Genomic DNA, 15,944 nt, shown 5'->3' on the forward strand with positions numbered 1-15,944 from the left:
TCACCAGCGTCCATGACCCAGAAGTACTCCACGATTTCACCGTCCCTTGCGGTGGGCCACGACGAGCCGGACCGCAACCTCGCCCTTGAGCTTGTCCGCGTCACCGAGGCCGCGGCCATCGCGGGCGGCCACTGGGTGGGTTTTGGCGACAAGAACACCGCCGACGGCGCAGCGGTGGACGCCATGCGTTCCTTCCTGCAGACCGTCCACTTCAACGGTGTGGTGGTGATCGGCGAGGGCGAAAAGGACGAAGCGCCCATGTTGTTCAACGGTGAGCGCGTTGGCGACGGCACCGGCCCCGAATGCGACGTGGCCGTTGACCCCATCGACGGTACCCGCCTGACCGCCCTGGGCATCAACAACGCCCTCGCTGTCCTGGCTGTTGCCGAGCGTGGCTCCATGTTCGATCCCTCCGCTGTGTTCTACATGGAGAAGCTCGTCACTGGCCCTGAGGCCGCCGACATGGTTGACCTGCGCCTGCCGGTCAAGCAGAACCTGCACCTCATCGCCAAGGCCAAGGGTGTCAAGGTCAACCAGCTCAACGTCATGGTGCTGGACCGCGACCGCCACAAGCCGCTCATCGAGGAGATCCGCGAGGCCGGCGCGCGCACCAAGATCATCCTGGACGGCGACGTTGCCGGCGCCATCGCCGCTGCCCGCTCCGGCACCGGGGTGGATGCGCTGATGGGTATCGGCGGCACCCCCGAGGGAATCGTGGCCGCCTGTGCCATCAAATCCCTGGGCGGCGTGATCCAGGGCCGTCTCTGGCCCACCAGCGATGAAGAAAAGCAGAAGGCCATCGACGCCGGCCATGACCTCGACCGCGTGCTTTCCACCAACGATCTGGTCTCCAGCGACAACTGCTACTTCGCCGCCACCGGCATCACGGACGGCGACCTGCTCAAGGGTGTCCGCTACTCCAAGGACAAGGTCCTCACCCAGTCCATCGTCATGCGCTCCAAGTCCGGCACCATCCGTTTCGTCGACGGCGAGCACCGCGCCGACAAGTGGGAAGGCTACGCCCGCAAGAGCTGATCCACGGCCTCTGCAGGATGTAAGGCCCCGGGACGCCGCGTGCGTGCCGGGGTTTTGCCGTTAATGCCTTGGTATAGGGTTTAAGCCATGATTCCTGCTGTTGTGCCCTGTACTGACCGCGCCCTTTGGGACGAAAATGTCGACCAGTTCCAGGGGCATCCGCAACAGCTGTGGGGCTGGGGCGAGACCAAGGGGATGCACGGCTGGTCGGTGGACCGGGTCCTGGTCAAGGCCGGGGAAGAAACCATCGGCGCCGCCCAGCTGCTGGTCCGCAGGCTTCCCGTCCCCTTCCGGGCGCTGGTTTACATTCCGCGCGGTCCCATGTGCTCAGTGGAGAACGCGCAGGTGGTCCTCAACCGGCTGGCCGAGCACGCTGCCCTCCGCCACAGGGGAGTGGCCCTCAGCATCGAGCCCGACTGGGACAAGGACTCCGCCTTCGCCGGCGCCGTCGCCGGCGCAGGCTTCCGCGAGTCGGCCAACACTGTCCTTATCCCGCGCACGCTCATCCTGGACCTCACCCGGTCCGACGACGAGCTGATGGCGGAGATGTCCAAGTCCACGCGGGCGAACATCCGCAAGGCCATGCGCAGCGACGTGGAATTCCGCAAGGTCAAGAACGACTCCGAGCTGGAGCAGGTGCTGGCCATCTACCACGACACGGCAGCGCGGGCCGGCTTCGGCATCCACGAGGACCAGTACTACCGCGACATCTTCAAGAACCTCGGCGACGCCTCGCCGATCATTGCCGCGTTCGACGGCGAGCAGATGCTTGCCTTCACCTGGCTGTCCCGCAGCGGCTCCACCGCGTTCGAACTCTACGGCGGAGTTTCCGCCGAAGGCCAGAAGCAGCGCGTGAACTACGGCGTGAAGTGGGCAGCCCTGCAGTCAATGCGCGAGGACGGCTGCAGCCGGTACGACTTCAACGGCCTGCTCAACGACGGCATTTCCGACTTCAAAAAGCAGTTCGGCAAACACGAAAACATGCTGCTGGGCACCTGGGACAAGCCGCTGTCGCCGTTCTACCCCGCCTACTCCACCGCCATGCCGCTGGCCCGGAAGGGGCTCCAGCGGGGGCGGCAGCTGCTGAAGACCGCGGCCGGGCGGGTTCTGCCGCTGGTCCGGAAGCTGCGCCCCGGCAGCTGACTGCACCAAAACAAAGGGCGACGGCCGCACCCCGGTGGGTGCCGCCGTCGCCCTTTGGCGTTGCGGCCGGGCCGCTAAAGGCCGGTGGTCACGGCGAAGGCCAGCGCCGTCCCGTCACTGCCTGCTGCCCGGTGGACGTTGACGGGGGCTTCCGCGGCGGCGATGAATGCGCTGCCGCCCCGCGACAGCTCCAGGTCTCCCTTGGGGGAGTCGAGGTAAACCTCACCCGCCACCACGATGACCACGGCCGGGCCGGCCTGCGCCAGCGGAACGGGGCCGGCGCCCGGCCCCAGCTCGATGCGCTGCAGCTGGAACTCCCGGAAGGGCGGGCGGAAGAGCTCCTGGTCCATCACCGTGTTTTCGGCAGCCAGCATGGGCACGGCCACCGGACGGAAGTCAATGGTGTGCAGGAGTTCGGGCACATCCACGTGCTTGGGCGTCAAGCCGCCGCGCAGGACGTTGTCGGAGGAGGCCATGACCTCCACGCCCAGCCCGTGCAGGTACGCGTGCACGTTCCCGGCAGGCAGATACACCGCCTCGCCCGGCGTGAGGGATATGCGGTTCAGCAGCAGCGAGATCAGGACGCCCGGATCGCCGGGGTACTTCTCGTTGAGGCTGATAACGGTGCCCAGCTCTGCCTGGTACGGCTCAAGCGGAGAACCGGACACCAGGGCCGCCACCACCAGGGCAGTTTCGTCTGCCACGCCCTGGCCGCCCATGATCAGCCGTTCAAAGGCCCGCCGGAGCCCCGCGCCCTCATCCGGTGCATCGAGGTCTTCGAGAAGCGCTTGAAGCAGCTGCGGGGTCTGCCCGGCGTCAGGGAAGGCCGCCGCAACATGCTGCAGGATCTTTCGGGTTTCCGCTGCCGGGCGGAATCCGCACAGCGCCTCGAACGGCGTGAGGGCGAAGATCATCTCCGGCTTGTGGTTGTCATCCTTGTAGTTACGGTTCGGGGCATGGGGATCGATTCCCGCTTCGTTTTCCCGTGCGAAGCCCTCCCGCGCCTGCTCCAGGCTCGGGTGGACCTGGAGGGAGAGCGGCTGCGCGGCCGCAAGGATCTTGGCCAGGAACGGCAGGCGGGGGCCAAAGGCGTCGACGGATTCCGCGCCGAGGAAATGCTCCGGGTCGGAGGAGATCAGGGCGTCCAGCGGACTCCGGGACCCGTCCTCGGGCAGGTGCGCCACGGACGGAGAGTCCGGGTGCGCCCCGATCCATAGTTCTGCCTCCGGGCGTCCCGATTCCGGACGGCCCAGCAGCGAGGCGATGGCGGTCGTCGAACCCCAGGCGTAGTCCCGGAGGACGTTCTCAATCTCGTACAAACCGTGTTCCGTTCCTTATGCAGGTGGCACCCTTATGGGCGGGTACCGATGGTGGGCACTGATGGTGGACCCTGGAAGCGGGCCCCTTTGGGGTGGCCGCTACAGCGGGGCGCACTGTCCGTTGGTGGCCACGAGCTGGCGGATGGCCTCTTCGTCTCCCTCGAGCTTGAGCTGGGTCAGCATTTCCTCGGTGATCGGCTCGCCGTCGGGAGTCGTGGTGACGGGCGTGAAGTCCGACGGCGAGGGCTGCTGGACGGCATTGCCGCCGGTTGGCAGGGTGGCGGGGACAGGCCCGGCCGCCTGGAGATGCCCGGCACCTGCCTGCGGAACTGCCATCCCGTCGTCGGGAATTCCGGCCGACTGCGCCCCCTTGGCGGATGCCGACGCCAGCAGCTGGTCCACCCGCTCATGGATCTGGTCGAAGTCAGGGTTGGTGGAGAATGACGGATCGAAGTCCGGCGGTCCGATGGTGAGCCGCTTGACGTCCTTGCCCCTCGCCTTGATGGCGAGGTCCAGGAAACTGCCCAGCTGCGCGGAGGAGATGTTGGACTCCACCACCTTGGTTCCGGCGCCGGCGATGTCCTCGAACTTGGACAGCAAGGTGGCTGGATCCAGCTGCTTCAGCATTGCCTGCTGCACGCACTGCTGGCGCTGGATGCGGGAATAGTCGTCCACATACTCGCGGGACCGCCCATACCAGAGTGCCTGGGCGCCGTTGAGCGTCTGGTCTCCGGCGGGGATCCAGCCCAGGGGCATGCCGTGGGTCTTGGTGGCCTCGTCGAAATAGCCGCTCATGGGAACCCAGCCGCCGGCCTTGATCCGGATGCCGCCCATGGCGTCGATGAGCGTCGAGAAGCCCTCCATGTCAACCAGGACATAGGCCTGGATCTGCATGCCCAGCGTGCCGGAGACCGCCTCCATGGTCGCTTGGGCGCCGGGGTCTGCCACGCCGGGGTACAGGTCGGTGTGCTCGTTAGTGACCTCGGTGTTGATGGCATTGATCAGGCATTCATCGCCGCAGTTGTAGCCGTCGGGGTAGATGGCACGCATGGGTGAACCTTCGCTGAACTGTGCGTTCTGGAAGTTCCTGGGAACGGAAATGATCGCGGTCTGGCCGGTCTCGGCATCAACGCTCAGGATGGAGAGGCTGTCCGGGCGGCGTCCGGTACGGTCATCGCCGGCGTCGCCGCCCATCATGAGGAAGTTGTAGCGTCCGTCCACCGGCTTCATGGCCGGGCCGGAGGAGAAGATGTTGCCGATGGCGTTCCGGCCCACGTTCAGCAGGTAGGCTGCGTAGCCCATGGAGCCGCTGCCCACCATCAACGCGAGGACCAGGGCGATGCCGACGGCGGGGCGCGCCTTCGGTGCCAGCAGGACAGGACGGATGAGCCGGAGGGTATTCAGGAAGAGGAAGGCCCAGCCGAGCGCCAGCGCTGCCAGCAGGACCACGAGCACCAGTGACGTAACAGGGTTGGTGACGATGCTGATGACCAGGCTCCGGTTGAGCAGCAGCATGGCCACTGTCAGCACCAGGAGCGCCCATACGCACAGGGTGACGCGCAGGGCAGTGCGCCCCAGCTTCCGGTCACCCGCGACGAGCTGCGCGCTGCCCGGTACCAGGAGCGTCAGCAGGACCAGTACGAACGCACGCTTGGTGCGGACCTCGGAGGACGCACTGACCGGATAGCGCACCGGATCTGTCATGGCGGCCCCGGAGCCGGTATTGAGTACGCTGCTGCTGCTGGCCATGCCCGCCGCCCTAACGGCTGCCCCGAAGGGCGCTGGAACCGCCGGGGAAGACTTCGCTGACTTTTTGCCGCAGGCTTGCGCCCTTGCGGGAAGCCACCGCGTTGAGGTCGGCGGCGAAGTCCAGGAGGTCCGCACGCAGCGAAGAGGCCAGCTCGTCCGTGCCGGAGGCCAACATCCTTACGGCCAGGAGCCCGGCGTTCCGGGCGCCTGCGATGGACACGGTGGCTACCGGCACTCCGGCCGGCATCTGGACGATGGACAGCAGGGAATCCATCCCGTCAAGGGTCTTCAGGGGAACGGGAACGCCGATCACTGGCAGCGGCGTGACGCTGGCGAGCATGCCTGGCAGGTGGGCGGCACCGCCGGCGCCGGCGATGATTACCCGCAGGCCGCGTTCGTGGGCGGTCTGGCCGTACCGGATCATTTCGGTGGGCATCCGGTGGGCTGAGACGACGTCCGCTTCAAAGGGGATGCCGAACTCAGCCAGGGCGTCTGCCGCAGCCTCCATGACCGGCCAGTCCGAGTCGGAGCCCATGACCAGGCCGACCAGGGGACTGGCACCGGAACCGGCGGCGGTGGTTGCTTCGGCGCTCATGCATTCTCCTCGAATATTGCGGAAGGTTCTTCGCTGCCAACCCGTCCGTCACGGATGATGCCTGCAACGGCCGTGGCCCGGCGGCGCACCGACTCGACTTCCGCCGTGGAGGTTCCCACCAGGTTGACGTGGCCGATCTTACGTCCGGGGCGCACGGATTTGCCGTAGCAGTGGACTTTGGCGGCCGGTTCGGCGGCAAGTGCCATCGGGTAGGCGGAGTAGAGGTCCTGGTTGTCTCCGCCCAGGAAATTCTTCATCACGGTTACGGGTGCCAGCGCATCGGTGGCACCCAAAGGCAGGTTCAGGACGGCACGAAGGTGTTGTTCGAACTGACTGGTAATCGAACCGTCCTGGGTCCAGTGGCCGGTGTTGTGGGGCCGCATGGCCAGTTCGTTGATCAGGAACCCGGCGCCGCTGCCCGGGGTTTCGAACAGTTCCACGGCAAGGACGCCGGTGACGTCCAGTTCGGCGGCGATGCGCAGGGCGGCGTCCTCGGCGGCGGCTGCAACCTCCAGCGGAATGTCCATTGCGGGCGCGATCACCTCGTCGCAGACACCGTCCACCTGAATGGTGTGGACGACCGGCCAGGCCCGCGCCTCGCCGTCGGGCGTGCGTGCCACGAGTGCCGAGAGTTCGCGGGTGAACTCGACTTTGGCCTCAGCGAGCAGGGGGCTCATGGCGGCAAACCAGTCTTCGGCTTCCGCGGCCTCCTCTGCCGATGCCACGATCCTCACTCCCTTGCCGTCATATCCGCCCCGCGGTGTCTTCAGTACGACGGGCCAGCCGGTTTCGTCGCCGAAACGGACCAGCGCGGCGACGTCCGCGACGGACGCCCAGGCGGGGTTGGGCAGTTCCAGGCGGTCGATGGCGGCACGCATGACCAGCTTGTCCTGGGCATGGACCAGGGCGTCCGGCCCGGGCTGGACGTTGACGCCGGCCTCCTGCAGGGCACGGAGGTGGTCGGTCGGCACGTGCTCGTGGTCGAACGTCATCACATCCAAACCCTTGGAAAAGTCCAGGAGCGTCTGCAGATCCCTGTAATCGCCCACGGGCGTTGCGGGTACGGCCGACACCGCGGAAACGTCGTCATCCTCGGCGAGGACGCGGAGTTCAAAGCCGAGTGCTGTAGCGGCAGGGGCCATCATTCGCGCGAGCTGGCCGCCGCCAACCACGCCTATCACTGGAAAAGTCACATCTGCCAGCCTACCGAAGAGCCGCCGGATCCCGCTTTTTCGGACCGGCGGGGGAAGGAGATTTTACGTTGGTGGGACATAGGCCGGGCCGTCCGGCAGCACCGGCTCCAAGCTTTTGGGGCTAAAATGGTCATTTGGCCGAGTGGCCCACAGTTCGTCACGGCCATGGAGGGTCATGTTTAGCGCACTTGCAGATCGTATCCGGGGGCTCGCCTCACTCTTTTGGCGCGAGGTGGCCAAGTTCGGTGCGGTAGGCGGTGTGGCCTTCGTCATTGACAACGGGCTGACCTATTACCTGATGCACGGTGCCATGTCGGACAGCGAGGCGAAGGCCCGCTTCGTGGGGGCCACCGTCGCCACAGTTTTCTCGTGGGTGGCCAACCGTTTCTGGACTTTCCGCCACCGCCGCCAGGCCAACGTGCTCCGCGAGTTTGTCATGTTCGTCATCATCAACGGGATTGGCATCGGTATCTCCACCGGCTTCACCGCCCTGGCCAAGTACGGGATGGGCATCGACGACAAGAACATGCTGTTCCTGGCGGGCGTGGCGGGCATCCTGGTTGCCACGGTGGTCCGCTTCTTCGCGTACCGCTTCCTGGTGTTCAACGAGGAACTGGACCAGGAGCCGGAGTTCTCCCACGACCACGAACTCATCGAAGCCCACCCGCACAGGGAGCACGCACGTGCCGCCGAGCATCCGGCTCCCACTTCCGCCGACGGCGGCCCCCAGTCGTAGGGTGGGCCGCTGCTAGCTGCCGTGGATGCGTTCGTCCGCGAGCAGTTTCTCGGTAAGCGCCACGTCAGCGTGGGTCAGCACCACTGAGCCGTCCTGCTGCCAGGCTCCCAATGCGTTGGCCAACGCGGATTCCAGTCCATGGTCGGCGGGAACATGCACCCTGGCGCCTTCCGAATGGGGCAGGGCGAAACCGCTGGCCAGCTGGCTGTGCAGGATGGTGCGCCCATCGTGCGTCCGTACCGCGCAGGCTGACGGGTCGGGATCGGAGTGCGGCATGAACACATCCCCGTGGGACCGTACCTCGGCGGCATAGTCGAGGCAGCCGGCGGGAAGCTCCCCGGTCCAGCGCATAGCGAGGGCTGGCAGCGCAACTGCAATGACGGCGTCGTGCTGAATCCCGGCACCGCTGGGATTGTCCGTGGCCAGGAAGTCGGCCGGGCCGTCGTCGAGCACGGTCTCCAGTCCCAGCTGCCAGCCCGCCAGTGCCCAGACCAGGGCTTTCCAGTGGGCCGGAAGCGCAAGCCGCAGGCGCATGCCCGGTTCCGCGTCCAGCTCGTCCTGCAGCAGGTTGCTGGTCTTTGCCACCCAGTTGTCCAGGACCCGTCCGGACAGTTCCACCCGCTCTGAGTCCGGCCCGTACCAGGTCAGGCGGGGTGAGGTGGAGTTGCCGGAGCGGAGGCTGCCCATCAGGTCGATGGCGGGGATAGTCGTCATGGGTTCATCCTGCCACTTCGCGAGTTTCCGGTCATGGGTGCCGATGGCACATCAGGCCGCGCCGGGCAGGAGTGACATTAATCACTAGCGTTGCTAAGCGTACTTGCTATTTACGCTTGGACCGGGTATTTTCCCCGCCGTTCCAGAGAATTCAGGGCTTTTTTGCAGCTGGAGGTCGTCCTGCCATGGCCGCCACGCCCGGACCGAAGGAAATCCCGGGCGTGGCGTGCACAAACTTACCGGCTCCGACTGTCTATTATCCCGGCAACGGCTTGACTCGCCCTAGTTACACACGTGTAATTAGGTAACTAAAGCAATTGCGCAAATACCGGCACACAACCGAGTGCCCACGTATCCAGGCAGTGGCTGAAACATCAGGAGGGTCGCCGTGGGGCAAGCAGAGCGTATCCAGGAAGATGCCGTCGTAGCCGGTCAGGCAACGGCAAAATACCGTGCGCGGGGGGTGCCGAGCGATTGGTACGTCGATCCCGCCGATCCTGATGCTGCAGAGCGGTACAACAGGAATTCCAGCAGTATCCTCGAGGACCAGGCCACGGCCTTCCTTGCCGCGCACGAAGCCCTCCTTGACGGCGGTGCGGAGCCGGAAGACGATCTTGATCCGCCAATGGAACTGGCTGCGCCCGGTACCGCCCAGCCGGTATGGATCGGCCTGCCGCTCCAGCAGGACTTCGACGATGAGGGCGAACTTGGCTGGCAGACGGACGCGCTGTGCGCCCAGACTGATCCGGAAGCCTTCTTCCCGGAAAAGGGCGGTTCCACCCGCGATGCCAAGAAGGTCTGCGGTGCCTGCAATGTCAGGTCACAGTGCCTGGAGTACGCGCTGGCCAATGACGAACGGTTCGGCATTTGGGGAGGCCTTTCCGAGCGCGAGCGCCGGCGGCTAAGGAAGCGAGCAATCTAATTCTTCAGAATGTCCATGTCACTGCCGTTGTGGTCGCCCACAACGGCAGTGCCTATCTGCCCAGAACCCTTTCGGCCCTGGCGGCCCAAACCAGGCCCGTGGATCGTGCCATTGGCGTTGATGCCGGGTCCCGCGATGACTCGTACAGCCTCCTTCAGGGAGCCCTGGGTGAGGGTGCCGTTGTCAGCCACCCCCGTGGAAAGGGCGGCATGGGCGCCGCCGTTTCTGCCGGCCTGTGCGCACTGGCGCCCTTCCACGCAACCGCTGATGGTTCCGGGACCGAGTGGATCTGGCTTCTGCACGATGACGCGGCGCCGGCGCCGGAGGCATTGGCTGAGCTTCTGGGCGCGGTGGAGCGGGCGCCTTCGGTGACCGTCGCTGGCTGTAAACAGCTGGACTGGCATTCGCCGCGGAAACTGATGGATGTGGGCCTTTCCACCAGCCGGTGGGCCGAACGGCTTACCCTGATCGACGCCGATGAGATGGACCAGGGCCAGTACGATGGCCGCACCGATACCTTCGCCGTAAATTCCGCCGGCATGCTTGTCCGGCGGGACATCTGGGAACACCTGGGCGGCTTCGACCCCGCTCTGCCCGGCAGCGGCGACGACGTCGATTTTTGCTGGCGGAACCGCCTTGCCGGCCACCGCGTCGTGGTGGTCCCCGCAGCCCGCGTTTTCCATGTGGCGCACCGGCCGCACGCCCTTGGGAACCCGTCCGCGGCCCGGAAGGCGCAGGTCCACCTGCGCCTGAAGCACAGCCCGCTCTGGATGGTGCCCGTCCACGGCATCGGTGCACTGCTGGGCAGCCTCTTCAAGCTGGTCCTGAGCGTTGTGGTCAAGGATCCGGGCCACGGTATCTCCCAGCTGGTGGCCACCTGCGCTGCCCTGAGCCGCCCGGGGGCCGTGGCGAGGGCCCGGCGGACAGCCAAGCGGACCCGGCGGATCCGCCGGTCCGTCATCCGGAAGCTCCAAACACCCCGCCGCGAGGTCTGGAGCCACCGCAGGTCATTAATGGAGGCGCTGGGATCCGACGGGTCAGGCAGTGACCACCTCGTTCAGGATCCGCTCGCGCACCAGCCAACCGGCGATGCAGCGGACGATTTTGCTGCCCTCGCCACCACTAAACGCGGCTGGGTGGGTAACGGCGCCCTTGCAGCCGTCATCATTGCGGCCGCCGCCTCGCTGCTGGCCCTGGCAGGACTCTTCCGCGCGGGGGCCGTAGCCGGCGGCGCCCTAATTCCCGCCTCCTCCCACCTTGGGGACATCTGGCACAACGCCTCCAGCTGGTGGGTCAGCCTCGGTGCGGGCCTTCCCGGCCACGGCGATCCCTTTGACTATGTGCTGTGGATCCTTGGCGTCTTCGGCGGTGGTGACGCCAACCCCGCCATGGCATGGCTGCTCCTGCTTGGGGCCCCGCTGTCCGGACTCACCGCGTGGTTCGCGGCGGGCGGGGTCACCGTGCGCCGCCGGCTCAGGTTCGTGGCGGCGGTCTTTTGGGCTGCCGCGCCGGCACTCCAGATAGCCCTGAACCAGGGCCGCGCCGGTGCCTTGGTCGCGCACATCATGATGCCGCTGGTGGTCCTGGGCCTGCTGCGCGCTACGGGGTCGGCGGTAGGCCATGGCCGGTTCAACCCTGCCCCGGCACTCGAGGGCCGGCCGCCTGAACTGCCTCCGGCCAAGGCGGGCATCAACGGCGTGCCTTCCTGGACGGCCGCCGCAGCTGCCGGGCTGGCCCTGGCGGTCACTACGGCGTCAGCTCCCTCCCTGCTCGTCCCGGCCACTGTTGTCATCGGTCTCTGCGGCCTCCTCCTGGGACGGCGCGGGCGGACTGTGTGGTGGGCCCTGTTGCCCAGTGCGGCCTTGTTTGTCCCCTTCGCGCTGTCCACGCTTGACCGGCCGAGGGCACTGCTGGCAGATCCCGGACTCCCATTGGGGTTCGATGCTGCCCCGCTGTGGCAGCAGATCCTGGGCCAGCCCCTGTCGTTCGACCCAGCCGCGGGCCTCCAGGGGCTGGCCGCCTTCCCTGGCGGAACAGCGCCCTGGGCCCTGCTGCTGGCGCTGCTCATCGCCGGGCCGGTGCTGGTCCTTGCCCTGGTGGGCCTCCTCAGCCCGGGGCGCCGGGCCGGGACTGCCAGGTGGTTCTGGACTGCAGCGGTTATTGTACTGGCCGGCGGATGGCTGGCCAGCCACGTTGCCACCGGCCTGAATTCAGGGGTCCTGGTGACTCCTTTCACCGGGCCGGCCGTGTCCGCCGCGTCCTTCGCCCTCCTTGCAGCAGCCCTCCTCGGATTCGAGCAGCTGCTGTCCGTGGCAGACCGGGCTTCCGGCGGTGCGGCAAAGACCAGGACCGCCGCCCGCGCCGGCATCGCCTTGGGCCTGGTGCTGCTGCTGGCAGGACCGCTGGCCGGAATGGCGGCCTGGTCGGCCCAGAACCTGCTGCGTCCGGGCGTCGCCGCCGCACCTGCGATCTCAACGCCGGGAGGCGCTCCCGGTCCAGCCGCTTCCCGGAGCGGGGGAGCCCTGGGCGCTCAGCGGCTGGTTGAGGCCGCGCCCGGGCGGTCCCTGCCTGCTACTGCCATTGACCGGGGCGAGGGTCCCGAGCAGACGCGGACCCTCCTGCTCAGTACCGGCGATGACGGCACCTTCAACGCATCCCTGATGCGCGGGAGCGGCACCACCCTGGACAGCCTCTCGGCCATCGCCTCCGCACGGAACATCATTGGCGGTCCGGGCGAGGAAGAGGTGCGTGAGGACGACGACGTCACCACTGCGGTCCGCCGCGTCGTGGCTACCCTCGTTGCCGGGCAGGGCGTGGATCCGCGTTCCGACCTCGAACAACTCGGTGTCGGATTCGTGGTGCTCCGCTCCGCGGACACCGCAGCCCAGCTGACCGCCAGCCGGATGGATGCCGTTCCCGGCCTGGTGGCCGTGGGACAGACCGATGTTGGCTGGCTGTGGCGGATCAGCCCGCTCAACCAGGCCGTTCTGCAGGCTGCCGACGTTGCCCACCGTGTCCGCATTGTCGATCCCCGCGGGGCGGCCACCGCCCTGGTGGCCTCCGGCACCGATGAGGTCGACGCTGCTGTCCCGGCAGGTGCCGAGGGCCGTTTGGTGGTACTTGCCGAGCGTGCTGACCCGGGCTGGACTGCCTGGCTCGACGGGCGGAAGCTGACCTCCACCACCTCCGGCTGGTCCCAGGCGTTCACCCTTCCTGCAGCTGGCGGCCAACTGACCGTCCGTTATGAAAACCCCTGGTCGTTCTGGACGGCCGCCGCACAGATCACGGTGATAGGACTAACGGTGATCCTTGCCATTCCCATGCCGGCCCGGCGGCCGCGGACCGGTCTCTCCCGTGACGAGGGCTCCCTGCGTAAGGAACACCAACATGCATGACCACACCCCACCGGCTGCGGCGACGCCACCGGCAGATGCCGAAACGCCGGGTGTAAACAAACCGCCGTTTGCAGGCGACAAGACGGCTCCGGCCGCAAAACCGGCTCCGGAAGGAGCCACGGCCGGTGCAGGCAGGAAGTCATCGGGCCGCGGCGCTACCCGGCTTCCCGGCGGCAAGGGCCGCGCAGCATCCGTGGCCGGGGTGGCGGCAGGAGTCCTGATCCTCGCCGGGGGAGGGGCCGTGGTGGGCGCCGGGTCATTGGTGCCGCCTCCTGAAAGCAGCCGCATTATGCAAGCGGTGGAAGCCGCGGTCCCGGCAGGTGCCAGCGTCGGCGTCTGCCCAGGCCCCGCGCGCCTGCTGGAAGGTACCGACGCCGGTACAGACGCGCAATTCCGGCCCGAGTCCGCCACCGCGGCAACCAGGGTCAGTGCCGCGGTGCTCAGCGCGGGTGGTGTGCTGCCCGGGAGCCGGCTGGCACGGCTGGACGGAACAGCCGCCGTCGAAATCGCCAAGGACCCCGGTCCGGCGCCCACTGCCGGCGCCCCCCAGGAACTCGTGGCCGGAGTTGTTGCCGACCGCGCAGTGGACCAGGTCAACGTCCTCAGGGCCGATGCCCTGGCAAACCAGAATGCTTCAGCTGCAGGGGCCATGAAATACACCGCCAGCGACGGTGATCTGCAGGGCAGTGCGGCGGCGACCTGCGGCCAGCCCTCGAACGACCAGTGGCTGGCAGGTGCCGGCACCACTGTTGGCCGCACCTCCGTGCTCGCCCTGACCAATGCCTCCAGCACACCCGCCACCGTGAGCCTGGAGCTGTTCGGGGCAGGCGGCCAGATCCAGGCTCCGGGCAGTCGCGGCCTCCTGGTTGCGCCCGGCACCACCCGCAGCGTCGTCCTCGCCGGCCTGGCGGCCAACGAGTCCCAGCTCACCGTGCATGTGCGAAGCGCGGGTGGTCCGGTTGCCGCATCCATCCAGCAAAGCGTCCTGCGCGGCCTCACCCCTGGCGGCGTGGATTTCATTAGCCCGGGGACAGCCCCTGCAGTCCGCCAGGTGATGACGGGCGTGGACATCCAGGACCCCTCCGGGGTCGCCGCGCTGACGGGGCAGCCGGGGTACGGGGACGCGGGGCCCGCCCTCGAACTGACCGTCCCCGGTGCTTCCGATGCCGTGGTGGAGATCAAGCTGTACGGGCGGGACGGGCAGCACGCGCTTCCATCCGGCGGCGTCATCACCGCAAAAGCGGGGTCGACCACGGAGGTATCCCTGGCCGGCGTTCCTGCCGGCCAGTACACCGTGGCGGCCTCGTCCGACGTGTCCTTCGTCGCGGCGGCACGCATGAGCCGCGGGCTTCAATCGGGGCAGCCCTCGGATGTCGCGTGGGCGCCATCCGCCGTCCGGCTGGGGAGCCAGCACGTGGTCCCCGTCCCCAAGGGCGGCGTTCGCCAGTTGGTGTTCGGCGCCCTTGATGCCCGGGCCACCATCACGTACGCACCCATTACGGCTGATGGAAAGGTGCGGGCAGCCGCTGCTGCGGACATCGCAGGGGGAACAACGGCCTCCATCAGCGTTCCGGAGCAGGCCGACGGGGCCGAGGTCGTGGGCTATGTAGTGTCCGCGTCCGGTGACGCCGCCTATGGAGCGGTGCTCGTGGGGCAGGACGGCCGCAACGACGTTTCCTCCCTGGCTTTCCTCGCTGCCGCGGCCGGCCGGGAAACAGTTCCGGTGGCATTGGGTTACTAGGGGCTGGCAAGCGTCCCGGCTGCCGGGATCAGTAGCGGCGGCGGTATACGGGATCCAGTGTCTCCGGCGCCACGCCGAGCATCTCCGCGGTGTGTTCCACCACCACGTCGTGAACCAGGTCCTGGAGCTCTTCGACTCCGGAGCAGGCCTGCTCCACCACCCGCCGGTACACGGTGATCATGGGTCCATCCTCGCCGGCAGCGGGCGTGTAGGAGCCCATGGGAGGTGTGGAGGCATTGGCGGCCAGCTGCTCAAGGTCCGGCGGGATTTCGTCAACCCCGAAGCGCACGCCGTCGAGGGTTTTGCCCCAAATGTCGTGCAGCCGCTGGGCCGAATCCAGCACCATGTCGTCAAACCGGTCTGCGCGGGTCCGGTACCCGGGATGGGTGGGCAGCATTATCTCGCCCCGAAGGCCACGCCCGTGGCGGTTCCGGCGCCGCCTGAAGAAGCTCCTGCCGGCGGTCTCCACACCCGTTGCCACGCGGGCATCCGGGTCAGCCAACCGGACCGAAAAACCTGATTCATGGTTCGATGACTGCATACATCGACTGTAAACCCGGTGGCGGATTTACGCGATACATCCCTTCCGGCGCGGGGGCGCGTCGGCCTGTGCGGCAATGCCGGGTTTTTCCGCTGTGAAGGGGTAGTCTGTGATGTCGTGGGAGCTATCCGTCAGTGTTCAAGGTCAGCCTGCCGCCAGTCGGCGGTAGCCACCCTGACGTACGTGTATGCAGACTCCACGGCAGTCCTTGGTCCGCTGGCCACCTACGCCGAACCGCACTGCTACGACCTCTGCGAGCAGCATGCCGACTCGTTGACGGTTCCCCGCGGCTGGGAAGTACTGCGCCTGGCCATGCCATCAACCCCCCAGCAGCCGGGCCCCGATGACCTGCTGGCGCTCGCCAACGCCGTGCGCGATGCAGCTGCACTCCCGCCCGAGGCCCAGCCACCGGCCCAGCGGAGCCACCATTCCGCCCTGGAAGCTCCTGCGGGCGCTGAGGGTGTGCGCCGGGGCCACCTGCGGGTCCTTCGGGAACCTTCCTGACCTGCATCTGGCGGTACGCTGGAAGCTGCACATCTTTTCCGCTACCGGCGCGAGCGCGCCCGCCAGGGAGCATGAACAAATGCCAAAGATCAGTCCCGAGCTGTTGTCCGTCCTGCGTTGCCCCGTGACCGGCTCGCCGCTGGTCCAGGAGGGGGAAGAGCTGGTGGCCACTGCCGCCGGTGATACGGGGATCAGGAACCGGTACGCCATCGAGGACGGGATCCCGCTGCTGCTGCCTCCGGAACTGCTCGCCGCAGCAGCCTCGGCAGGGTCAGACCAGCACGATCCGGCTGCTGCAGGGCACTAGTTCACCTGCACCTGCCCGCACAGAAAAAGCAGAACGGGGACTGGACCAGG

Annotated in this window: 14 protein-coding genes; 8 read left to right on the plus strand and 6 right to left on the minus strand. The window is 67.4% G+C overall.

Annotation, left to right across the window (positions count from 1 at the left end; genetic code table 11):
* Positions 1-12: 12 nt before the first annotated feature.
* Entirely contained in the window at positions 13-1,035 is a 1,023-nt protein-coding gene (gene glpX, locus FBY33_RS11320) for a class II fructose-bisphosphatase (protein WP_200831455.1), read from the plus strand.
* 87 nt (positions 1,036-1,122) lie between these two features.
* Positions 1,123-2,178 (plus strand): lipid II:glycine glycyltransferase FemX, encoded by a 1,056-nt coding sequence (locus FBY33_RS11325; RefSeq protein WP_142030648.1) that lies wholly within the window; start codon positions 1,123-1,125, stop codon positions 2,176-2,178.
* A 74-nt stretch (positions 2,179-2,252) separates the two neighbouring features.
* Here FBY33_RS11325 and manA read toward each other — a convergent pair whose 3' ends face one another.
* The 4 genes from manA to FBY33_RS11345 all read right to left on the minus strand — a co-directional run bounded on the left by manA (position 2,253) and on the right by FBY33_RS11345 (position 7,034).
* Positions 2,253-3,497 carry a mannose-6-phosphate isomerase, class I gene (gene manA / locus FBY33_RS11330; RefSeq protein ID WP_142030649.1) on the minus strand — a complete coding sequence of 415 codons (1,245 nt, stop codon included), beginning with the start codon at positions 3,495-3,497 and terminating at the stop codon, positions 2,253-2,255.
* Positions 3,498-3,596: 99 nt separating this feature from the next.
* Positions 3,597-5,246: an LCP family protein gene (locus tag FBY33_RS11335; protein ID WP_142030650.1), complete on the minus strand. Its 1,650-nt coding sequence runs from the start codon at positions 5,244-5,246 to the stop codon at positions 3,597-3,599.
* A 10-nt stretch (positions 5,247-5,256) separates the two neighbouring features.
* Entirely contained in the window at positions 5,257-5,841 is a 585-nt protein-coding gene (gene purE, locus FBY33_RS11340) for a 5-(carboxyamino)imidazole ribonucleotide mutase (protein ID WP_142030651.1), read from the minus strand.
* Entirely contained in the window at positions 5,838-7,034 is a 1,197-nt protein-coding gene (locus FBY33_RS11345) for a 5-(carboxyamino)imidazole ribonucleotide synthase (RefSeq protein ID WP_142030652.1), read from the minus strand. The genes purE and FBY33_RS11345 overlap by 4 nt, the downstream gene beginning before the upstream one ends.
* Positions 7,035-7,209: 175 nt before the next feature.
* On the opposite strand from FBY33_RS11345, the gene FBY33_RS11350 reads away from it, so the two are divergent.
* On the plus strand, positions 7,210-7,770 hold the full coding sequence (locus tag FBY33_RS11350) for a GtrA family protein (RefSeq protein WP_142030653.1): 561 nt from the start codon (positions 7,210-7,212) through the stop codon (positions 7,768-7,770).
* Positions 7,771-7,782: 12 nt separating this feature from the next.
* Here FBY33_RS11350 and FBY33_RS11355 read toward each other — a convergent pair whose 3' ends face one another.
* Positions 7,783-8,484 carry a TIGR03089 family protein gene (locus FBY33_RS11355; RefSeq protein WP_142030654.1) on the minus strand — a complete coding sequence of 234 codons (702 nt, stop codon included), beginning with the start codon at positions 8,482-8,484 and terminating at the stop codon, positions 7,783-7,785.
* A 388-nt stretch (positions 8,485-8,872) separates the two neighbouring features.
* On the opposite strand from FBY33_RS11355, the gene FBY33_RS11360 reads away from it, so the two are divergent.
* From FBY33_RS11360 to FBY33_RS11370, 3 genes are read left to right on the plus strand one after another with little or no spacing between them, the layout of a single operon-like run.
* A complete protein-coding gene (locus FBY33_RS11360) occupies positions 8,873-9,406 on the plus strand; it encodes a WhiB family transcriptional regulator (RefSeq protein ID WP_142030655.1) in 534 nt (177 codons plus the stop codon).
* Positions 9,407-9,435: 29 nt separating this feature from the next.
* The gene (locus tag FBY33_RS11365; RefSeq protein WP_142030656.1) at positions 9,436-12,801 is read left to right on the plus strand and encodes a glycosyltransferase family 2 protein; all 3,366 of its coding nucleotides are present in this window, start codon (positions 9,436-9,438) and stop codon (positions 12,799-12,801) included.
* A complete protein-coding gene (locus tag FBY33_RS11370; protein WP_235010543.1) occupies positions 12,794-14,542 on the plus strand; it encodes a DUF5719 family protein in 1,749 nt (582 codons plus the stop codon). The genes FBY33_RS11365 and FBY33_RS11370 overlap by 8 nt, the downstream gene beginning before the upstream one ends.
* A gap of 28 nt (positions 14,543-14,570) precedes the next feature.
* Here FBY33_RS11370 and FBY33_RS11375 read toward each other — a convergent pair whose 3' ends face one another.
* Positions 14,571-15,083 (minus strand): metallopeptidase family protein, encoded by a 513-nt coding sequence (locus tag FBY33_RS11375; protein ID WP_056332317.1) that lies wholly within the window; start codon positions 15,081-15,083, stop codon positions 14,571-14,573.
* A gap of 117 nt (positions 15,084-15,200) precedes the next feature.
* Between FBY33_RS11375 and FBY33_RS11380 the strand changes: the two genes are divergently transcribed.
* Positions 15,201-15,587 (plus strand): DUF3499 domain-containing protein, encoded by a 387-nt coding sequence (locus FBY33_RS11380; RefSeq protein WP_142030657.1) that lies wholly within the window; start codon positions 15,201-15,203, stop codon positions 15,585-15,587.
* 79 nt (positions 15,588-15,666) lie between these two features.
* The gene (locus FBY33_RS11385; protein WP_056332930.1) at positions 15,667-15,894 is read left to right on the plus strand and encodes a Trm112 family protein; all 228 of its coding nucleotides are present in this window, start codon (positions 15,667-15,669) and stop codon (positions 15,892-15,894) included.
* Positions 15,895-15,944 lie beyond the last annotated feature (50 nt).

The organism is Arthrobacter sp. SLBN-112, from assembly GCF_006715225.1.
In the GTDB taxonomy this organism is placed as follows: Bacteria; Actinomycetota; Actinomycetes; order Actinomycetales; family Micrococcaceae; genus Arthrobacter.